Origin of the sequence: Streptomyces tricolor (genome assembly GCF_002155905.1) — a bacterium.
Lineage (GTDB): Bacteria > Actinomycetota > Actinomycetes > Streptomycetales > Streptomycetaceae > Streptomyces > Streptomyces tricolor.
Map to the genome: position 1 here is coordinate 1 of NZ_MUMF01000013.1, position 15,238 is coordinate 15,238.

Below are 15,238 nucleotides of genomic sequence, written 5' to 3' on the forward strand. Positions count from 1 at the left end.
TCCTTGCCGGCGACGCCGCCGACTACCGCCTCACCCTCGACGGCCTGGTCGACCACCCGCGCGGCTACACCCTCGCCGAGCTGCGCGCCCTGCCGCAGACCCGGCTGGTCAGGGACGTCCAGTGCGTCACCGGCTGGCGGGTGCCGGGCACCCCCTTCGAGGGCGTGCGGCTGTCCCACCTGCTCGACGCGGCCGGCGTCCGCCCCTCCGCCCGGGCCCTCCGCTTCACCTGCTTCGACGGCACCTACACCGAGAGCCTCACGCTCGACCAGGCCCGCCGCCCGGACGTCCTGGTCGCCCTGCGCATGCGGGACGAGGACATCGGCCACGACCACGGCGGCCCGGTCCGCCTCTACGTCGCCCCCATGTACTTCTACAAGTCCGCCAAGTGGCTCTCCGGCATCACCGTCACCGACCGGGTGCGGCCCGGCTACTGGGAGGAGCGCGGCTACGACGTCGACGCCTGGGTGGGCCGCTCGAACGGACGGTCCGATGAGCCCACGAGCTGAGGCCCCGGCCCCGCCGAGCGCCCGCGTCCACCGCTTCACCCGCGCCGAACGGTGGGTGCACCGCGGCACGGCCGCGCTGATGGGCGTGTGCGTGCTGACCGCCGCCGCCCTCTACGTCCCGCAGCTGGCCGTCCTGGTCGGCCGCCGGGAACTGGTCGTCCGGATCCACGAGTGGGCGGGCCTCGCCCTGCCGGTGCCGGTCCTGCTCGGCCTGGCCTCCCGCGCCTTCCGCGCCGACCTGCGCTTCCTCAACCGGTTCGGCCCGCACGACCGGGTCTGGCTGCGCGCCGTGCTGCGCCGCGACCGACGCTCCGCGTCCCGCCCCGCCGGCAAGTTCAACGCGGGCCAGAAGATCTACGCCGCCTGGATCGCCGGCGCGGCCCTGGTCATGCTCGGCACGGGCCTGATGATGTGGTTCACCCACCTCACCCCGCTGGTGTGGCGCACCTCGGCGACCTTCGTCCACGACTGGCTGGCCCTGACGACCGGCGTGGTCCTGGCCGGCCACATCGGCATGGCCCTGGGGGACCCGGAGGCGAGACGGGGCCTGCGCACGGGAACGGTGAGCAGGGCGTGGGCGGAACGGGAACACCGGCTCTGGCGCCCGTAGTCCGCCGCCGCGACGGCGGTGTCCGGCGGTGCCGACCCCCCGGAGCCGCCTCAGAACTCCAGCAGCACCTTGCAGGACCGCTCCCGATCGGCGGCCAGCGCGAACGCGGACTCCGCCGCTCGCACCGGAACAACGGCACTGATCAGCCCGTCGAACTCCCCGCGGGCGGCGAGCAGGTCCAGGGCGGTGTCGAACTCGGCGTCGAACCGGAACGCGCCCCGCACCTCGATCTCCCGGCTCACCACCAGGTTCCCGGCGAACGGCGTCCGTCCCGCCGGCAGCATCCCGAGCTGCACGACCACGCCCGAACGCCGCACCAGCCGCACACAGGTGTCCAGCCCGGCGGCCGCTCCGGAGGCCTCCACGGCCGTGTCCACCTCCGCGGGCCACCCGGGATCGTCCGGATCGTCGGCCCGGACGAGCGTGTCCGCCCCGGCGACGGCCGCGTACCCCAGCGCCTCGGGCACCAGGTCGGTCACCGTCACCCGGGCCGCGCCCGCCGCCTTCGCCGCCGCGACGACCAGACAGCCGATCGGCCCGGCCCCGGTCACCAGCACATGCCGGCCGGCCACCTCCCCGGCCCGCCGCACCGCGTGCAGCGCCACCGCCAGCGGCTCGGCGAGCGCGGCCCGGCGCAGCCCCAGCCCGTCCGGCAGCACCCGCAGCTGCCCCGCGGGCACCACCAGCCGGGCCGCGAAGCCGCCCTGCACGTGCGGGAAGCGGGCGGCGCTGCCCAGATAGCGGGTGTCACGGCACACGTTCGCCCGCCCGTCGGCGCACTCGGGGCAGTGCCCGCACGGGGTGGCCGGGTGCACGGCGACCGCCGTACCCGGGGCGGGGCCGGTGGCCTCGGGGCCGTAGGACACCACCGTGCCGACCACCTCGTGCCCGAGCACCATCGGCTCGCGCAGCCGGAAGTCCCCGACCCCGCCGTGCCGCCAGTAGTGCAGATCGGACCCGCACACCCCGCCGTACCGGACCGCGACCAGCGCCGCGCCGGGCCCGGGCCGCGGGCAGGGCAGTTCCTCCACCCGCAGCTCACCGGCTCCGTGGAGCACACAGCCCAGCATGTCCGCCGCCCCTTTCACAGCACGCTCGTCATGCCGCCGTCGACGTACAGCACCTGGCCGCCCACGAAGTCCGCCGCGGGGGAGACCAGGAAGAGCAGCCCGCCCACCAGGTCCTCCGTGCGGCCCCAGCGCCCGGCCGGGGTGCGGCGGCGCACCCAGGCGCTGAACTCGGCGTCCTCCACCAGGGGCCGGGTCAGCTCGGTCTCGATGTAGCCGGGCCCGAGGCCGTTGACCTGGACGCCGTACGGCCCCCAGTCGGCGCACATGCCCTTGGTGAGCATCTTCAGCGCGCCCTTGGTCGCCGCGTACGGCGCGATGCCGGGCCGGGCCACCTCGCTCTGCAGCGAGCAGATGTTGACGATCTTGCCGTGACCGCGTGCCGTCATCCGCCGGGCGGCCTCCCGGCCGACGAGGAACGCGCTGGTGAGGTTGGTGTCCAGGATCCGGTGCCAGTCGGCGTCGGTGAAGCTCAGCAGCGGGGCGCGCAGCTGCATGCCCGCGTTGTTCACCAGGATGTCGAGCGGGCCCACCCGCTCCTCGACGTCCGCGATCCCGGCGGCCACGGCGGGCCCGTCGGTCACGTCGAACACCGCCGTCCGCACATCGCCGGGAAGCTCCGCCGCGGCCTCGGCCAGCCGGTCCGGATCGCGCCCGTTGAGGACCACCGTGCAGCCGGCCTCGGCCAAGCCCCGGGCCAGGGCGAGGCCGATGCCCCGGCTGGACCCGGTGACCAGGGCCGTACGGCCGCTGATGTCGAAGAGCGGGTGGCTCATCCCCGTACCCCTAGAGGATCAGTGAGAGGAGCAGGACCAGGCCGCCCGCGACCACCGAGATGATGGTCTCCATCACCGACCAGGTCTTCACGGTCTGCCCCACGCTCAGCCCGAAGTACTCCTTCACCAGCCAGAAACCGGCGTCGTTGACATGGCTGAAGAAGAGCGAGCCCGCGCCGATGGCCAGCACGAGGAGGGCCGCGTGCGTGGTCGACATGTCGGCCGCGAGCGGCGCGACCAGGCCGGCCGCCGAGACCGTCGCCACCGTCGCCGAGCCGGTCGCCAGCCGGATCGCCACCGCGATCAGCCAGGCCAGCAGCAGCGCCGGGATCGACCAGTCCTTGGAGACGTCCAGGACCATCTGGCCCACACCCGAGTCGATCAGCGTCTGCTTGAAGCCGCCGCCCGCGCCCACGATCAGCAGGATGCCGGCGATGGGCATCAGACCCTTCTCGACGGTCTGCTGGAGCCGGTCCTTGGTGAACCCGGCGGTTCGGCCCAGCGTGAAGAAACCGACGATCACGGCGGCGAGCAGCGCGATGAGCGGGGAGCCGACGACGTCGAAGACGCGCTGGGTGGTGTGCGCGGGGTCGTCGACGACGATGTCGACCAGCGCCTTGGCCAGCATCAGCACCACCGGCAGCAGCACGGTGGCGAGCGTCGCGCCGAAGCCCGGACGGCGCTCGAGCTCCTCGGAGGCGCGCTGCGGCAGCATCCGGTCGGGTGCCGGCACGTCCACCCAGCGGGCCGCGAACCTGGAGAACAGCGGACCGGCGATGATCACCGTCGGGATGGCGACGAGGATGCCGAGCGCCAGGGTCACGCCCAGGTTGGCGCCCACCGCGTCGATCGCGACCAGCGGACCGGGGTGCGGCGGGATCAGGCCGTGCATCACGGACAGGCCTGCTAGGGCCGGGACGCCGATGCGCATCAGCGAGTAGTTGCCGCGCTTGGCGACCATCAGCACGACCGGGATCAGCAGCACGATGCCGACCTCGAAGAACAGCGGCAGGCCGATCACGGAGGCGATCAGCACCATCGCCCAGGGCATCGCCCGGCCGCTCGCCCTGGCCAGGATGGTGTCGACGATCTGGTCGGCGCCGCCGGAGTCGGCGAGCAGCTTGCCCAGGACCGCCCCGAGCGCGATCAGGACGCCGACGCCGGCCACGGTGGAGCCGAGCCCGCTGGTGAAGCTGGTGATGACCTTGTCGAGCGGCGCCCCGGCGACCGCTCCGAGGGCCAGCGACCCGATGGTCAGGGCCAGGAAGGCATGGAGCTTGAACTTGGTGATGAGCAGGACGATGACGGCGATGCCCACCAGGACGGCGATGCCCAGCTGGGCGTGTCCGGCGGAGGTGATCGGCGCAGGTGCGTCCGCTGCCAGCATCTCGACGCTGAGTCTGGTCACGGGGGGTTCCTTGCGGTTACGGGGGTGTGTGAACGGGCGCTACTGAGCGCTGCCCGCGGTGTCGGGAAGCAGGCCGAGGGCCTGTACGGCACGCTCGGTGATCTCCTGCGGGCTGCCGCTGACGTCCACGGCGACTCCCGCCTCGTCCGGCTCGAGCGGCTGGAGCGTCGCGAACTGGGAGTCCAGCAGCGCGGTCGGCATGAAGTGACCCTGCCGCTGGGACATCCGCTCCTCGATCAGCTGCCGGTCGCCCGTGAGGTGCAGGAACACGACTCCGGGGGCCACGGCCCGAAGCCGGTCGCGGTACGACCGCTTCAGCGCCGAGCTGCTGACCACCCCGCCCAGTCCGGCCCGGCCGTGCGCCCAGTGCCCGATGGCCTCCAGCCATGGCCACCGGTCGGCGTCGTCGAGCGGGATCCCGGCCGACATCTTGTCGATGTTGGCCTGCGGGTGGAAGTCGTCGCCCTCGGCGTACGGGACGCCCAGCCGCGCGGCGAGCAAGGGACCGATCGTGGTCTTGCCCGTCCCCGCGACGCCCATCACGACGACGACCTGGGGGGTTCGCATCACTGCCTCGCTGTCTTCCTCGACATCGACGCCACTGCGGCGTCGCCACACTGAAACCCATTAGGTACGACGAATTCAAGAGTCTGTGACGTATAAGTCTGACTTTTTGTCTCCGTGATCCACGCCGTACGCTGAGTGCATGAGCACACCGGGCCGGGGGCTGCACGGCCATGTACTGGACACCCTCGGCCCCGCGATCACGGCGGGCGAGTACCCGCCAGGCAGCGTCCTGCGTACCGACGAGCTGGCACAGCACTTCGAGGTGTCCCGCTCCGTGATGCGCGAGGCCGTCCGCGTCCTCGAATCCATGCACCTGGTCGAGTCCCGCCGCCGCGTGGGCGTCACCGTCCGCCCGAAGGCCGAGTGGAACGTCTACGACCCGCAGGTCATCCGCTGGCGCCTGGCCGGCGCCGACCGCCCGCACCAGCTGCGCTCGCTCACCGTGCTGCGCTCCGCGGTCGAACCCGTCGCGGCCGGGCTCGCCGCGCAGCACGCCACGGCCGAGCAGTGCGCCGAACTCACCGAGTGCGCGCTCGGCATGGTGGCCAACTCACGCGGCCACAGGCTGGAGGAGTACCTGGTCCACGACATCGCCTTCCACCGGGTCGTCCTCACCGCCTCGGGCAACGAGATGTTCGCCCGCCTCGGCGACGTCGTCGCGGAGGTGCTGGCCGGCCGCACCCACCACGAGGTGATGTTCGAGGACCCCGACCCCGCGGCCGTCACCCTGCACGTGCGGGTGGCCGAGGCGGTCCGGGCCGGCGACGCCGTCCGCGCCGAGGAACTGACCCGGCAGATCACCGTGGGCGCCCTCCAGGAGCTCGACATCCTGGCGCCCTGACCCGGCTGCCCGAAGTCCCCGGCCGCTCCGGGACGTTCCCGGCTGCTCCCCGGAGCCCCCACTGCTCCCCGGAGTACCCGGCTACTCCAGGAAGTCCCCGTCCACGTACACCCACGCCCCGTCCACCCGCTCGAACCGGCTCCGCTCGTGCAGCGAGCCGCCCCGGTAGGAGGCGCGGAACGTCACCGTGCCCGTGGTGTGGAACGCGGAACCGTCGGCGGTGTCCAGGATCTCCAGCCCCGTCCACCTCGTCCGCGGGTCAAGCTCCAGCCGCTCCGGCCGGGTCCGCGGATGCCAGGTGCGCAGCAGATACCCCGCGTCCCCCCGCACGAACGCGCTGTACCGCGACCGCATCAGCGACTCGGCGGTCGGCGCGGCGGCCGAACCGGAGTGGAAGCGGCCACAGCAGGCGTCGTAGGACCGGGGGAGCCCGCAGGGGCAGGTGCGCGAGGTCATGGCCCCCATTCTGCCCGCGGCAGGGGAGGCGGCCGGAACGGGCCGGGTGCACAGTGGAAGAGCAGCGCAGCGACGTCCGGGAGGAGAGACGGACGATGACCGGACCTGTGGGCAGTCGTCCTCCCGCCGTGAAGGAATGGCGGCTCAACCTGTACCTGTCCGAGCACGATCCGGACACCACGGCCCGGATCGTCCTGGACACCGGGGACAACGTCCTGGAGAGCCACGCGGAGGCCCGCCGCAACCCCTACGACCGGGCGATGCCGGAGATCGGCGACGAACTCGCCGCCGGACGCGCGCTCATCGCCATGGGCCGCATGCTGCTGCGCGCCGCCGACGGCGACATGAAGGCGACGGGAGCCGCCGACACCGACGGCCCGGCACCGCTCTGGCTGCCCCGGGAGTGAAGGAGGCCGCCGTGCACTTCAGGAACCGCCTCGAAGCCGGACGGCGGCTGGGCCGACGCCTGGAGTACCTCCGGGGGCAGGACGTGGTGGTGCTCGGGCTGCCCCGGGGCGGAGTGCCGGTCGCCGCCGAGGTCGCCGACGCGCTCGACGCGCCCCTGGACGTCTGCCTGGTGCGCAAACTGGGCGTGCCGTACCAGCCCGAGCTGGGCATGGGCGCGATCGGCGAGGACGGCGTCCGCGTCATCAACCAGGAGGTGCTGCGCGGGACCGGTGTCTCGCCGGAGGACCTCGCACGGGTCGAGGAACGCGAGCGCCGGGTGCTGCACGAGCGGGCCGCCCGCTACCGGGGCGCGGCACCCCCGGTCTCGGTCGCCGGACGGACCGCCGTGGTGGTCGACGACGGCGTGGCCACCGGCTCCACCGCGCGGGCCGCCTGCCGGATCGCCCGCGCCCGCGGCGCGGCCCGCATCGTGCTGGCCGTCCCCGTCGCCCCCCGGGACTTCACCCGCCGCCTGGGCGGCGACGCCGACGAACTGGTCTGCCTGGAGACCCCCTGGGACTTCGCCGCCGTGGGCCAGTTCTACGTCGACTTCGCCCAGACCGAGGACGAGGAGGTCACCGCCTGCCTGCGCCGGGCCGCACACCGCCACCGGCACACCGCGGGCGCCGGCTCCACCGACCGGGAGGTGACGGTGAGGTCCGGCGCCGCCCGGCTGGGCGGGCGGCTCACCGTGCCCGACGGCGCCACCGGAGTCGTCGCCTTCGCCCACGGCAGCGGCAGCAGCCGGCACAGCCCCCGCAACCGGTTCGTGGCCGAGGGACTGCACCGGGCCGGGCTCGGCACCCTGCTGTTCGACCTGCTCACCGACGCCGAGGAGGCCGACCGGGGCAATGTGTTCGACATCGCGCTGCTGGCCGGCCGGCTGCTCGACGCCACCCGCTGGCTGCGCGAGGAGCCCGACGTCGAGGGGCTCGCCATCGGCTACTTCGGCGCCAGCACCGGCGCGGCGGCCGCGCTGTGGGCCGCCGCCGACCCCGACGCGCGGCCCGCCGCGGTGGTCTCCCGCGGCGGCCGGCCCGACCTCGCCGGACCCCGGCTGGGCGCGGTGACGGCCCCCACGCTGCTCGTCGTCGGCGGCGCCGACCCGCAGGTCCTCGAACTCAACCGGGAGGCCCGGGCCCGGCTGCACTGCGAGAGCCGGCTGGAGGTGGTCCCCGGCGCCACCCACCTCTTCGAGGAGCCCGGCACGCTGGAGCGGGTGACCGAACTGGCACGCGACTGGTTCGCGGACCACATGGCACCCGCGCATGTCTAGGGTCTGTCGTTCGGATCAGGTCGGCTGTGGGGCACGTTGCCTTTCGGCCGGCCCGAGCCCCGCGACGCCGGCATGATCCGAACGACAGGCCCTAGCCCGGCCGCCGGCGCGCGGACCCACCCCCGCGAGGAGCCGCCCGGTGCGAGGAGGAGCCGCCTGCGCGAGCGGGCCATGCCCGAGGAGAGCCATGCGTGACGAGAGCCACGCGTGAGGAGGGGCCATGCGCGAGGAAGCCGTCACCCTGTTCCTCGCGGGTGACGTCATGCTCGGCCGGGGCGTCGACCAGATCCTCCCGCACCCCGGCGATCCGGTCCTGCGGGAGGACTACGTGCGCGACGCCCGCGAGTACGTCGCCCTCGCGGAGGCCGCGCACGGGCCCGTGCCCCGGCCCGTGCCCGCCGCCTGGCCCTGGGGCGAGGCTCTGCCGGTGCTGGCGCGGGCCGCGCCGGACGTGCGGGTGATCAACCTGGAGACCGCCGTCACCCGGGACGGCGCCTTCGCGCCCGGCAAGGGCGTCCACTACCGGATGCACCCCGCCAACCTGCCCTGCCTCGCCGCGGCCCGTCCGGACGTCTGCGTCCTCGCCAACAACCACGTCCTCGACTTCGGCCCGGCCGGCCTCACGGAGACGCTGGACTGTCTCGCGGCGGCCGGGCTGCGCACCGCCGGGGCGGGCCGGGACGAGGACGCGGCATGGCGCCCGGCGGCCGTCCCGCTGCCGTCGGGCGGACGCGTCGTGGTCCTCGCCTTCGGGATGCCGTCCAGCGGGATCCCGCACGGCTGGGCCGCCACCGCCGACCGGCCCGGCGTCGCCCTCGTCACCGCGCCGACCACGGCCGCCGCCACCCGCTTCGCCGACCGCCTGCGCCGGATCCGAAGGCCCGGCGACATCGTCGTCGCGTCCGTCCACTGGGGCCCCAACTGGGGCTACACCCCCTCCGCGGCCGAGGTCCGGTTCGCCCACGCGCTGGTCGACGCCGGCGCCGACGTCGTGCACGGGCACTCCTCGCACCATCCGCGCCCTCCCGAGATCCACCGGGACCGGCTCGTCCTGTACGGCTGCGGCGACCTCATCGACGACTACGAGGGCATCGGCGGCTACGAGCGCTACCGCGACGACCTGCGGCTGCTGTACCTGGTGTCGGTCGAGCCCGGCACCGGCCGGCTGACCGGTCTGCGGATGGTCCCGCTCCGGGCGCGCCGGCTCCGGCTGGAGCACGCCCCGGCCGAGGACACCGCCTGGCTGCGCACCGTCCTCGACGGGTACGCCCGCGCCCTCGGCACCCGCGTCGAGCACGGCGCCGACGGCACGCTCACGGCACGGCCGCTGCGCTGACACCGGGCACGGTCAGCCCCGCCGGCCCTTCCGCAGGAAGCGGCGCAGCCGGGTCAGCGGCCAGGTGTTGATCACGTCCTCCCCGGTGAGCCAGCCGCGCTGCGCGGTGCCCACGCCGTAGCGCAGCTGCGCGAGGTGCGGCACGGAGTGCGCGTCGCTGTTCACCGCGAACCTCACCCCGTGCTCCCGGGCCCGCAGGATGTCCTCGTCGCCCAGGTCCAGCCGGTCCGGCTGGGCGTTGACCTCCAGCGCGGTGCCGGTGCGCGCGCACGCCGCGAACACCTCGTCCCAGTCCGCGTCGACGCCCGCCCGCTTGCCGATCAGCCGGGTCGTGGGATGCCCGATGACGTTGACGTACGGGTGCTCGCAGGCCCACACCAGCCGCCGCGTCATCGCCGTGCGTCCCAGGTCGAAGTGCGAGTGCAGCGAGGCCACGCACAGGTCGAAGCCGGCCAGGAACTCCTCCGGCCAGTCCACCTCACCCTCGGGGCCGATGTTCAGCTCGGTGCCGTGCAGCAGCCGCATCCGGCCCCGGGTGCCGTCCAGCTCCCGCAGCCGCTCCCGCTGGGCGAGGATCTTCTCGTCCGTCATGCGCTGCATGTACAGGTTGGGCGCGTGGTCGGTGACGGCGTAGTACGCGTAACCGCGCTCGGCGGCGGCCTCCACCATCGCCTCCAGCGAGGCCAGACCGTCCGTCAGATCGGTGTGCGTGTGCAGGTCACCGCGGATGTCCCGCTCGGTCACCACCTCCGGCAGCCCCTCGCCGAGCGCCGCCTCGATCTCCCCCCGGTCCTCGCGCAGCGTCGGCGGGATCCAGGGCAGCCCGAGCCGGGCGTACACCTCCTCCTCGGTGCGGGAGGCGACCGACGCCCCGCTCCCGGTGTCGAACACACCGTACTCGGAGAGCTTCAGCCCCTGGTGCCCGGCGATGGTCCGGGTGCGGATGTTGTGCGCCTTGGAACCGGTGAAGTACTGCAACGCGGCGCCCCACGACTGCGGCGGCACCACCCGCAGATCGACCTGGAGCCCCTTGCCGGTGCGCACCGAGGTCTTCTTCGCCCCCCGCGCGACGACCTCGGCGGTCACCGGCAGCTCGCACAGCGCGTCCATGAACGGCGCCGACCGCTCGGCCGCGACCAGCACGTCCAGGTCGCCGACGGTCTCCCGCATCCGGCGCAGCGAACCGGCGTACGCGCAGCGCGTGCAGCCCGTCACGGCGGACAGTTCGGCGACGATCCGCTCGGCGGTGTCCAGCGCCAGCGACAGCGGCACCCGTGTCCCCGCCCGGCGCAGCAGCTCGATGCCGTGCCGGATGTTCTCCTGCGTCTTCTCGCCGAAGCCCTTCAGATCGGCCAGCGCGTCCTTCTCGATGGCCGCGGCCAGTTCGCTCACCGACGAGATGTGCAGGTCCTCGTAGAGCCGCAGCGCCTTCTTCGGCCCCAGGGTCGGGATCGTGATCAGCTCGCGCACCCCGGCGGGGATCTTCGCCCGGCGCTCCTCGACCACGGCCATCTTCCCCGTGCGCAGGTACTCGGCCACCTTGTCGGCGATCGACCGGCCCACGTTCGGGATCTCCCGCAGCCCCTCGGCGTCCAGGGTCGAGACGTCCGCCGGATACCCGCCGATCGCCCGCGCCGCCTTCTCGTAGGCGCGTGCCTTGAAGGCGTCGCCTCCGGTGATGGCGATGAGATCGGCGTACTCCCGCAGAATCGCCTCGACCTCGTCGTTGGCCCGGGCCATGCGTCAGGACCTCCCGGCGTGCATGCCCCTGCGGGCACGACCGTACGAGCGTGCCCTTCCACCGTACGAGCGCGCCCGCCGGCCCGCGCGACGTCCCGGACCCTACGCCCCGGAAATCTTACTGACGAGTCAGGAGGGTCGGGGGACGGAGGAAAACCCAAGGGAATACGGGCGGGTCTCCTGGTGCGGCGCGGCAGGGGTTGATGTGAATCTACTCACATGGCCAGAACGGTGCGGTAACCAGCCGACGTTGCCACGCGTACAGTGTCCGATATGCCCTGTGATTTACGAATCTGTTCGCGCAGCCTGACCGGCATTGTCATGCTCCTCGGCCTTTCGGCAATCCAGGAGGCGGGGGTCTGTCAACTGGCTCAAATCAGTCAGTCGTCACATGACATCGTCAAGCAACTCGGTAGTAACTCTTGGTGTCGAACGCCTGTCCCTTTACTATTTTGATGATCATATCCGGGTGGCGCGAATTTAGGTGAACTTTACACTTCAATACTGGACACACCGAAGGAGTGTGGACTGTGAACGGGGGTACACAGGCCGATGGAGGAAGGGAAGACACAGAGAGGGGCCGCGATCACGCCGACGCGCCTCACGACCCGACCTCGATGAGCGACGCGCTCTACCTCATCGGATCGCCGCACTCGGCGGATATGAGCGACGAGGCGAGAACACAACTCGATCAGGCCCGGATCAGGTTTGTCAGAGGTGACCTTTACGGCGCATTGAAATTCCTGGACGAGGCGCTGGGGGAGCTGGATTCGAAAATACCGGCCCACCGGGACATCCTCGCATTTCGCGTCCTCACCGGATCCATGACCGGTGAGGACACCGAGAAATGGGTGACGATCGGCTCGGGCCGGAGCGACCCGGATTCCCTGGAAGTGGTCAATCTGTGTGTGCGGTCGCACCAGAAATGGCATCAGGGGCAGCTGGTCGAAGGGCTCTGGCTGAACCAGTCCGCGATGCAGAAGTCCCACGACGTCATCCCCATGTGGCGGCTCTACACCCAGCTGCTGCTGGCCAAGAAACTCATCGACCTGCATGTGTCCCAGCAGGCGGTACGGGTCGTGCAGGAGATGCGCGCGACCATCGACGGCGGCGGCCTGCTGGCCTTCAACTCGCTGCCCGACGCCCTGCTGGCCACGCTCGATCTGCAGGCAGGCCGGTTCGCCGAGGCCATCGACCGGGCCGGCGCCGCCATCGCCCTCAGCGACCAGCGGCGGTCGGCCGTCAGCGTGAAGCTCGCCCATTCGGTGGCCGCCATGGCGCACCTTCTGAGGGGCGAGCCGGACTTGGCCGCGCGCCAATTGGCGGCCTACCACCGGCGTTCCGCCTACTACGCGTACCCGGACTCCGTCGCGCGGGCCGCCTTCACCGAGATCGCGCTCGCCGCGGCCGAGGGCGGACCGCACCGGGCCGTCGAGCTGATGCGCACGAAATGGTCTCAGCTGGCCACCACCTCCGGGTGTCTCGTGGAGGACCCGGCCCGGGCGGCCTGGATGGTGGCGATGGCCCGCGCGGCGGGGGACCGGGACCTCGCGGACCGCGCGCTGCACGCGATCGAGCAGCTCGCCCAGAACAATCCGGGCGTGCCGGTCCTCGAATCCGCGGCCGAGCACGCCCGTTCGGCAGCGCCCGGCCGGCGCCCCGACGTCGTCACGGCCCTCGACTTCGGGACCGCTGCCGGAGCCGGTGCCGTCCGGCCCGAAGCGGCGGCCGAGCGCCGGCCGTCCGCCCTGCCGCAGCCGAGGGCGCACCGCCCGGCGGGCCCGCTCGCCACGCCGACCGGCGAGACGAGCCCGCGCAGCGCCCCTTCGTCCTCCCGTCCGTCCTCCCGGGACACGGACGAGGCCACGGCGGACCAGCACGACCGGCTGGCCTCGCTCACCCAGCGAGAGATCGAGATCGCCCGGCACGTGGCCCGGGGGCTGACCAATCAACAGGTCGCGCGGGAACTGGAATTGTCCCCGCACACGGTCAATTACCACCTGCGCAATGTCTTCCGGAAACTCGCGATCACCACACGCGTCAGACTGACCACGATCCTCTCCCACCTCGATTCCCACGACGACCCGAGGGAGCCCGGCAACTGACCGGCACCGGCACCGTCCGGGCGGGTTCACACCGCGGCGTCCAGGGCCTGCTCCAGCGCTCTGGACGCCGCGTCCGGGCCGAGTTCGGCGATGCCCTCCAGGGCGGCGAGCGCCTCCTCGGTCCCTCCGGTGCCGAGAAACTTGCGCCGTACCAGCGCGCGCTGCTCCTCACGCGTCGACGCGCCCGCGGAACCGGCGAACGCCGGGCACTCCTCGGTCTCGACGGTGCCGTCCGTCAGCTCGATCCTGACCCGTGCGCCGATCGCCATCGTCGCGTGCTCGAACGTCTCCTCCGGCTCGCCCAGCGCGTCCAGGACGAGCGGCGCGTCCGAGCCGGTCCACCGCGTCAGCTCCGGCCACTCCAGGGCCCGTTCGCCGGCCTGCCGCAGCGCCTCGCCCAGGGGGGAGGTGGCGTGCGCCATGCGCAGCGACAGGTCCATGTCGTGCTCGACCGTCACCTTGTCCGCCAACGCCCAGCGGTCCTTGTCGCGCAACGCGGCCGGATCCAGGTCGGGTGCCCCGAACGCACCGGTCAGCAGCAGGGTCGCCACCCCGTACCCGACGGACAGGGTGGCGGCCGACACCGAGGTGTCGGGCCCGCGCAGCGCGCCGGCGACCTTGCGCTCCATCTGCCAGGTCAGCAGGGAGCCCGCCACGACGATGCGCCCGACCCGCTCGGCGTCCAGCCGGCCGAGGCGCCGGTGCAGGCGCTCGGCGCAGTCGAAGGCGGCGTGCAGATAGGCGCTGCCCGGGAACTTCTTGTACGTCAGCGTGTCGGTGTGCCAGCGGACCCCGAGCAGCCGGTCCACGGTCTCGGGCACGGGCACCGCGGAGAGCTGGGCGAGCAGCCCCTCCGGGTGCTCCAGGACCTCGTCGGCGCCGCTGAGGCCGTGGGCCGCCGCGTCGCAGGCGTCGAGGGCGAGCCGTACCGGGGCCGCCGCCGTGAACGCCTTCACGTCGCTCGTCACCACACCGTGGTGCAGCGGAACGGCGAGGATGCCGAGGGCCAGGCCCAGCGCGGCCGTCCACTCCTGCCGCGAGGCGCCCCTCGCGTGCAGCCGCGCCGCCGCCGCACTGGCCAGGTGGCAGTGCGTGTTGGTCTGGCCCCGGAAGAACGGGCTCAGGATGGTCGCCGCGGTGATCCGCGCCGCACACTCGTCGGCCGTGACGATCGCGGCGAGCAGGGACCGGCCGTCGAGCCGGCCGCGCCGGGCCTCCGCGAGGGCGACGTTCACGGCACCCGCGGACACATGCCCGGCGTACGCGACCTCGTCGAAGTCGAGGGCCGTGGCGAGCGCGGACAGGACGTGGGCCGAGCGCGTCGGGTCGTCCTGGAGGGGGGAGCCGAACGCGGCCACCAGGGACCGGCCCACCGGATGGCCCAGGGAGGCGCGGACCGCCGCCAGGTTGGAGATCAACTGGCTGATCGCGGCCTGCCGCGTGTGCGGCGGAACGTCGTCGTACGTCACCCGGTGCGCCCAATCGGCCAGACGCGCGGTCAGGGACATGGCATCGCTGGACATGAGGATGTGGCTTTCGTCGAGTTCTGCTGCGGATACGTCAGGACTTGGCGGCCAGCGCGTCGAGATCCGCGTCCAGGGCGCGGAAGGAGCGGTCGTGCCACAGCAGCGGGCGCCCGTGTCCCACGTCCACGGACACCAGTTGCCCGTAGACGACCACGTGATCGCCGACCTCCGCGGTGGAGTGCAGGTCGCACCAGCTCACGGCCAGGGTGCCGGAGATCACCGGCGCCCCGTCGATCACCCGGACGGCACTGCGCAGGTCCGTCAGCCGGGCGCTGCCGCCGGGACGGCGACTGCACCGGTCGGCCACGTCCTGCTGATGGTCGGCGAGGAGATGGACGGCGAAACGCCCCGCGTCGCGGATCGCCGCGAGCGTGTCCGAGCCGCGCGCCAGACAGCACAGGATCACCGGCGGAGCCAGGGACACACTGGTGACGGTGCTGACGGTCGAGGCCGACCAGCCCGCCGAGCCGCTGGCGGTGACCACGGCGACGCCCGCCGTCAGCCTGCGGTAGTAGTCGCGGCACGCTTCGCTGCTCGGCGCCGGAGAAGCCGGCTGACGGTGCTGGGCCACGGA

The 15,238-nt window shown here is 72.9% G+C and carries 15 protein-coding genes; 7 read left to right on the plus strand and 8 right to left on the minus strand.

Annotation, left to right across the window (positions count from 1 at the left end):
• Together CCN44_RS01150 and CCN44_RS01155 are read left to right on the plus strand one after the other, a co-directional pair.
• The coding region (locus CCN44_RS01150; protein ID WP_107502037.1) for a molybdopterin-dependent oxidoreductase at positions 1-509 on the plus strand (509 nt) is incomplete at its 5' end.
• Positions 493-1,119, plus strand: coding sequence for a cytochrome b/b6 domain-containing protein (locus CCN44_RS01155; protein ID WP_086696625.1), 627 nt, complete (start codon positions 493-495; stop codon positions 1,117-1,119). The genes CCN44_RS01150 and CCN44_RS01155, both read left to right, overlap by 17 nt.
• A gap of 50 nt (positions 1,120-1,169) precedes the next feature.
• Here the strand turns inward: CCN44_RS01155 and CCN44_RS01160 are convergent, their stop codons facing one another.
• Genes CCN44_RS01160 through CCN44_RS01175 form a run of 4 tightly spaced genes read right to left on the minus strand, consistent with a single transcriptional unit; the run spans position 1,170 to position 4,937 of the window.
• Positions 1,170-2,189, minus strand: a complete 1,020-nt coding sequence (locus CCN44_RS01160) for an L-idonate 5-dehydrogenase (RefSeq protein ID WP_086696626.1) — start codon at positions 2,187-2,189, stop codon at positions 1,170-1,172.
• A gap of 14 nt (positions 2,190-2,203) precedes the next feature.
• Positions 2,204-2,962, minus strand: a complete 759-nt coding sequence (locus tag CCN44_RS01165) for an SDR family oxidoreductase (protein WP_059248439.1) — start codon at positions 2,960-2,962, stop codon at positions 2,204-2,206.
• A 10-nt stretch (positions 2,963-2,972) separates the two neighbouring features.
• Positions 2,973-4,370 carry a GntP family permease gene (locus CCN44_RS01170; RefSeq protein WP_086696627.1) on the minus strand — a complete coding sequence of 466 codons (1,398 nt, stop codon included), beginning with the start codon at positions 4,368-4,370 and terminating at the stop codon, positions 2,973-2,975.
• 39 nt (positions 4,371-4,409) lie between these two features.
• Positions 4,410-4,937: a gluconokinase gene (locus CCN44_RS01175; protein ID WP_086696628.1), complete on the minus strand. Its 528-nt coding sequence runs from the start codon at positions 4,935-4,937 to the stop codon at positions 4,410-4,412.
• 139 nt (positions 4,938-5,076) lie between these two features.
• Between CCN44_RS01175 and CCN44_RS01180 the strand changes: the two genes are divergently transcribed.
• Entirely contained in the window at positions 5,077-5,778 is a 702-nt protein-coding gene (locus CCN44_RS01180) for a FadR/GntR family transcriptional regulator (RefSeq protein WP_059248436.1), read from the plus strand.
• A gap of 81 nt (positions 5,779-5,859) precedes the next feature.
• Here the strand turns inward: CCN44_RS01180 and CCN44_RS01185 are convergent, their stop codons facing one another.
• Positions 5,860-6,234, minus strand: a complete 375-nt coding sequence (locus tag CCN44_RS01185; RefSeq protein WP_059248435.1) for a YchJ family protein — start codon at positions 6,232-6,234, stop codon at positions 5,860-5,862.
• Between the two features lie 95 nt (positions 6,235-6,329).
• Here CCN44_RS01185 and CCN44_RS01190 point away from each other — a divergent pair, with 95 nt between their 5' ends.
• The 3 genes from CCN44_RS01190 to CCN44_RS01200 all read left to right on the plus strand — a co-directional run bounded on the left by CCN44_RS01190 (position 6,330) and on the right by CCN44_RS01200 (position 9,293).
• Positions 6,330-6,641: a dsRBD fold-containing protein gene (locus tag CCN44_RS01190; protein ID WP_059248434.1), complete on the plus strand. Its 312-nt coding sequence runs from the start codon at positions 6,330-6,332 to the stop codon at positions 6,639-6,641.
• Positions 6,642-6,652: 11 nt separating this feature from the next.
• Positions 6,653-7,957, plus strand: a complete 1,305-nt coding sequence (locus CCN44_RS01195) for a phosphoribosyltransferase family protein (protein WP_059248433.1) — start codon at positions 6,653-6,655, stop codon at positions 7,955-7,957.
• A gap of 220 nt (positions 7,958-8,177) precedes the next feature.
• On the plus strand, positions 8,178-9,293 hold the full coding sequence (locus CCN44_RS01200) for a CapA family protein (RefSeq protein ID WP_086696629.1): 1,116 nt from the start codon (positions 8,178-8,180) through the stop codon (positions 9,291-9,293).
• Positions 9,294-9,305: 12 nt separating this feature from the next.
• Here CCN44_RS01200 and polX read toward each other — a convergent pair whose 3' ends face one another.
• Positions 9,306-11,033, minus strand: coding sequence for a DNA polymerase/3'-5' exonuclease PolX (polX, locus tag CCN44_RS01205; protein ID WP_086696630.1), 1,728 nt, complete (start codon positions 11,031-11,033; stop codon positions 9,306-9,308).
• Between the two features lie 617 nt (positions 11,034-11,650).
• Here polX and CCN44_RS01210 point away from each other — a divergent pair.
• Entirely contained in the window at positions 11,651-13,138 is a 1,488-nt protein-coding gene (locus CCN44_RS01210; protein WP_086696631.1) for a helix-turn-helix transcriptional regulator, read from the plus strand.
• Positions 13,139-13,164: 26 nt separating this feature from the next.
• Here the strand turns inward: CCN44_RS01210 and CCN44_RS01215 are convergent, their stop codons facing one another.
• Both CCN44_RS01215 and CCN44_RS01220 read right to left on the minus strand, forming a co-directional pair.
• Positions 13,165-14,661 carry an MmgE/PrpD family protein gene (locus CCN44_RS01215; protein ID WP_086696632.1) on the minus strand — a complete coding sequence of 499 codons (1,497 nt, stop codon included), beginning with the start codon at positions 14,659-14,661 and terminating at the stop codon, positions 13,165-13,167.
• Between the two features lie 37 nt (positions 14,662-14,698).
• Positions 14,699-15,235 carry a flavin reductase family protein gene (locus tag CCN44_RS01220; protein ID WP_059248428.1) on the minus strand — a complete coding sequence of 179 codons (537 nt, stop codon included), beginning with the start codon at positions 15,233-15,235 and terminating at the stop codon, positions 14,699-14,701.
• Positions 15,236-15,238 lie beyond the last annotated feature (3 nt).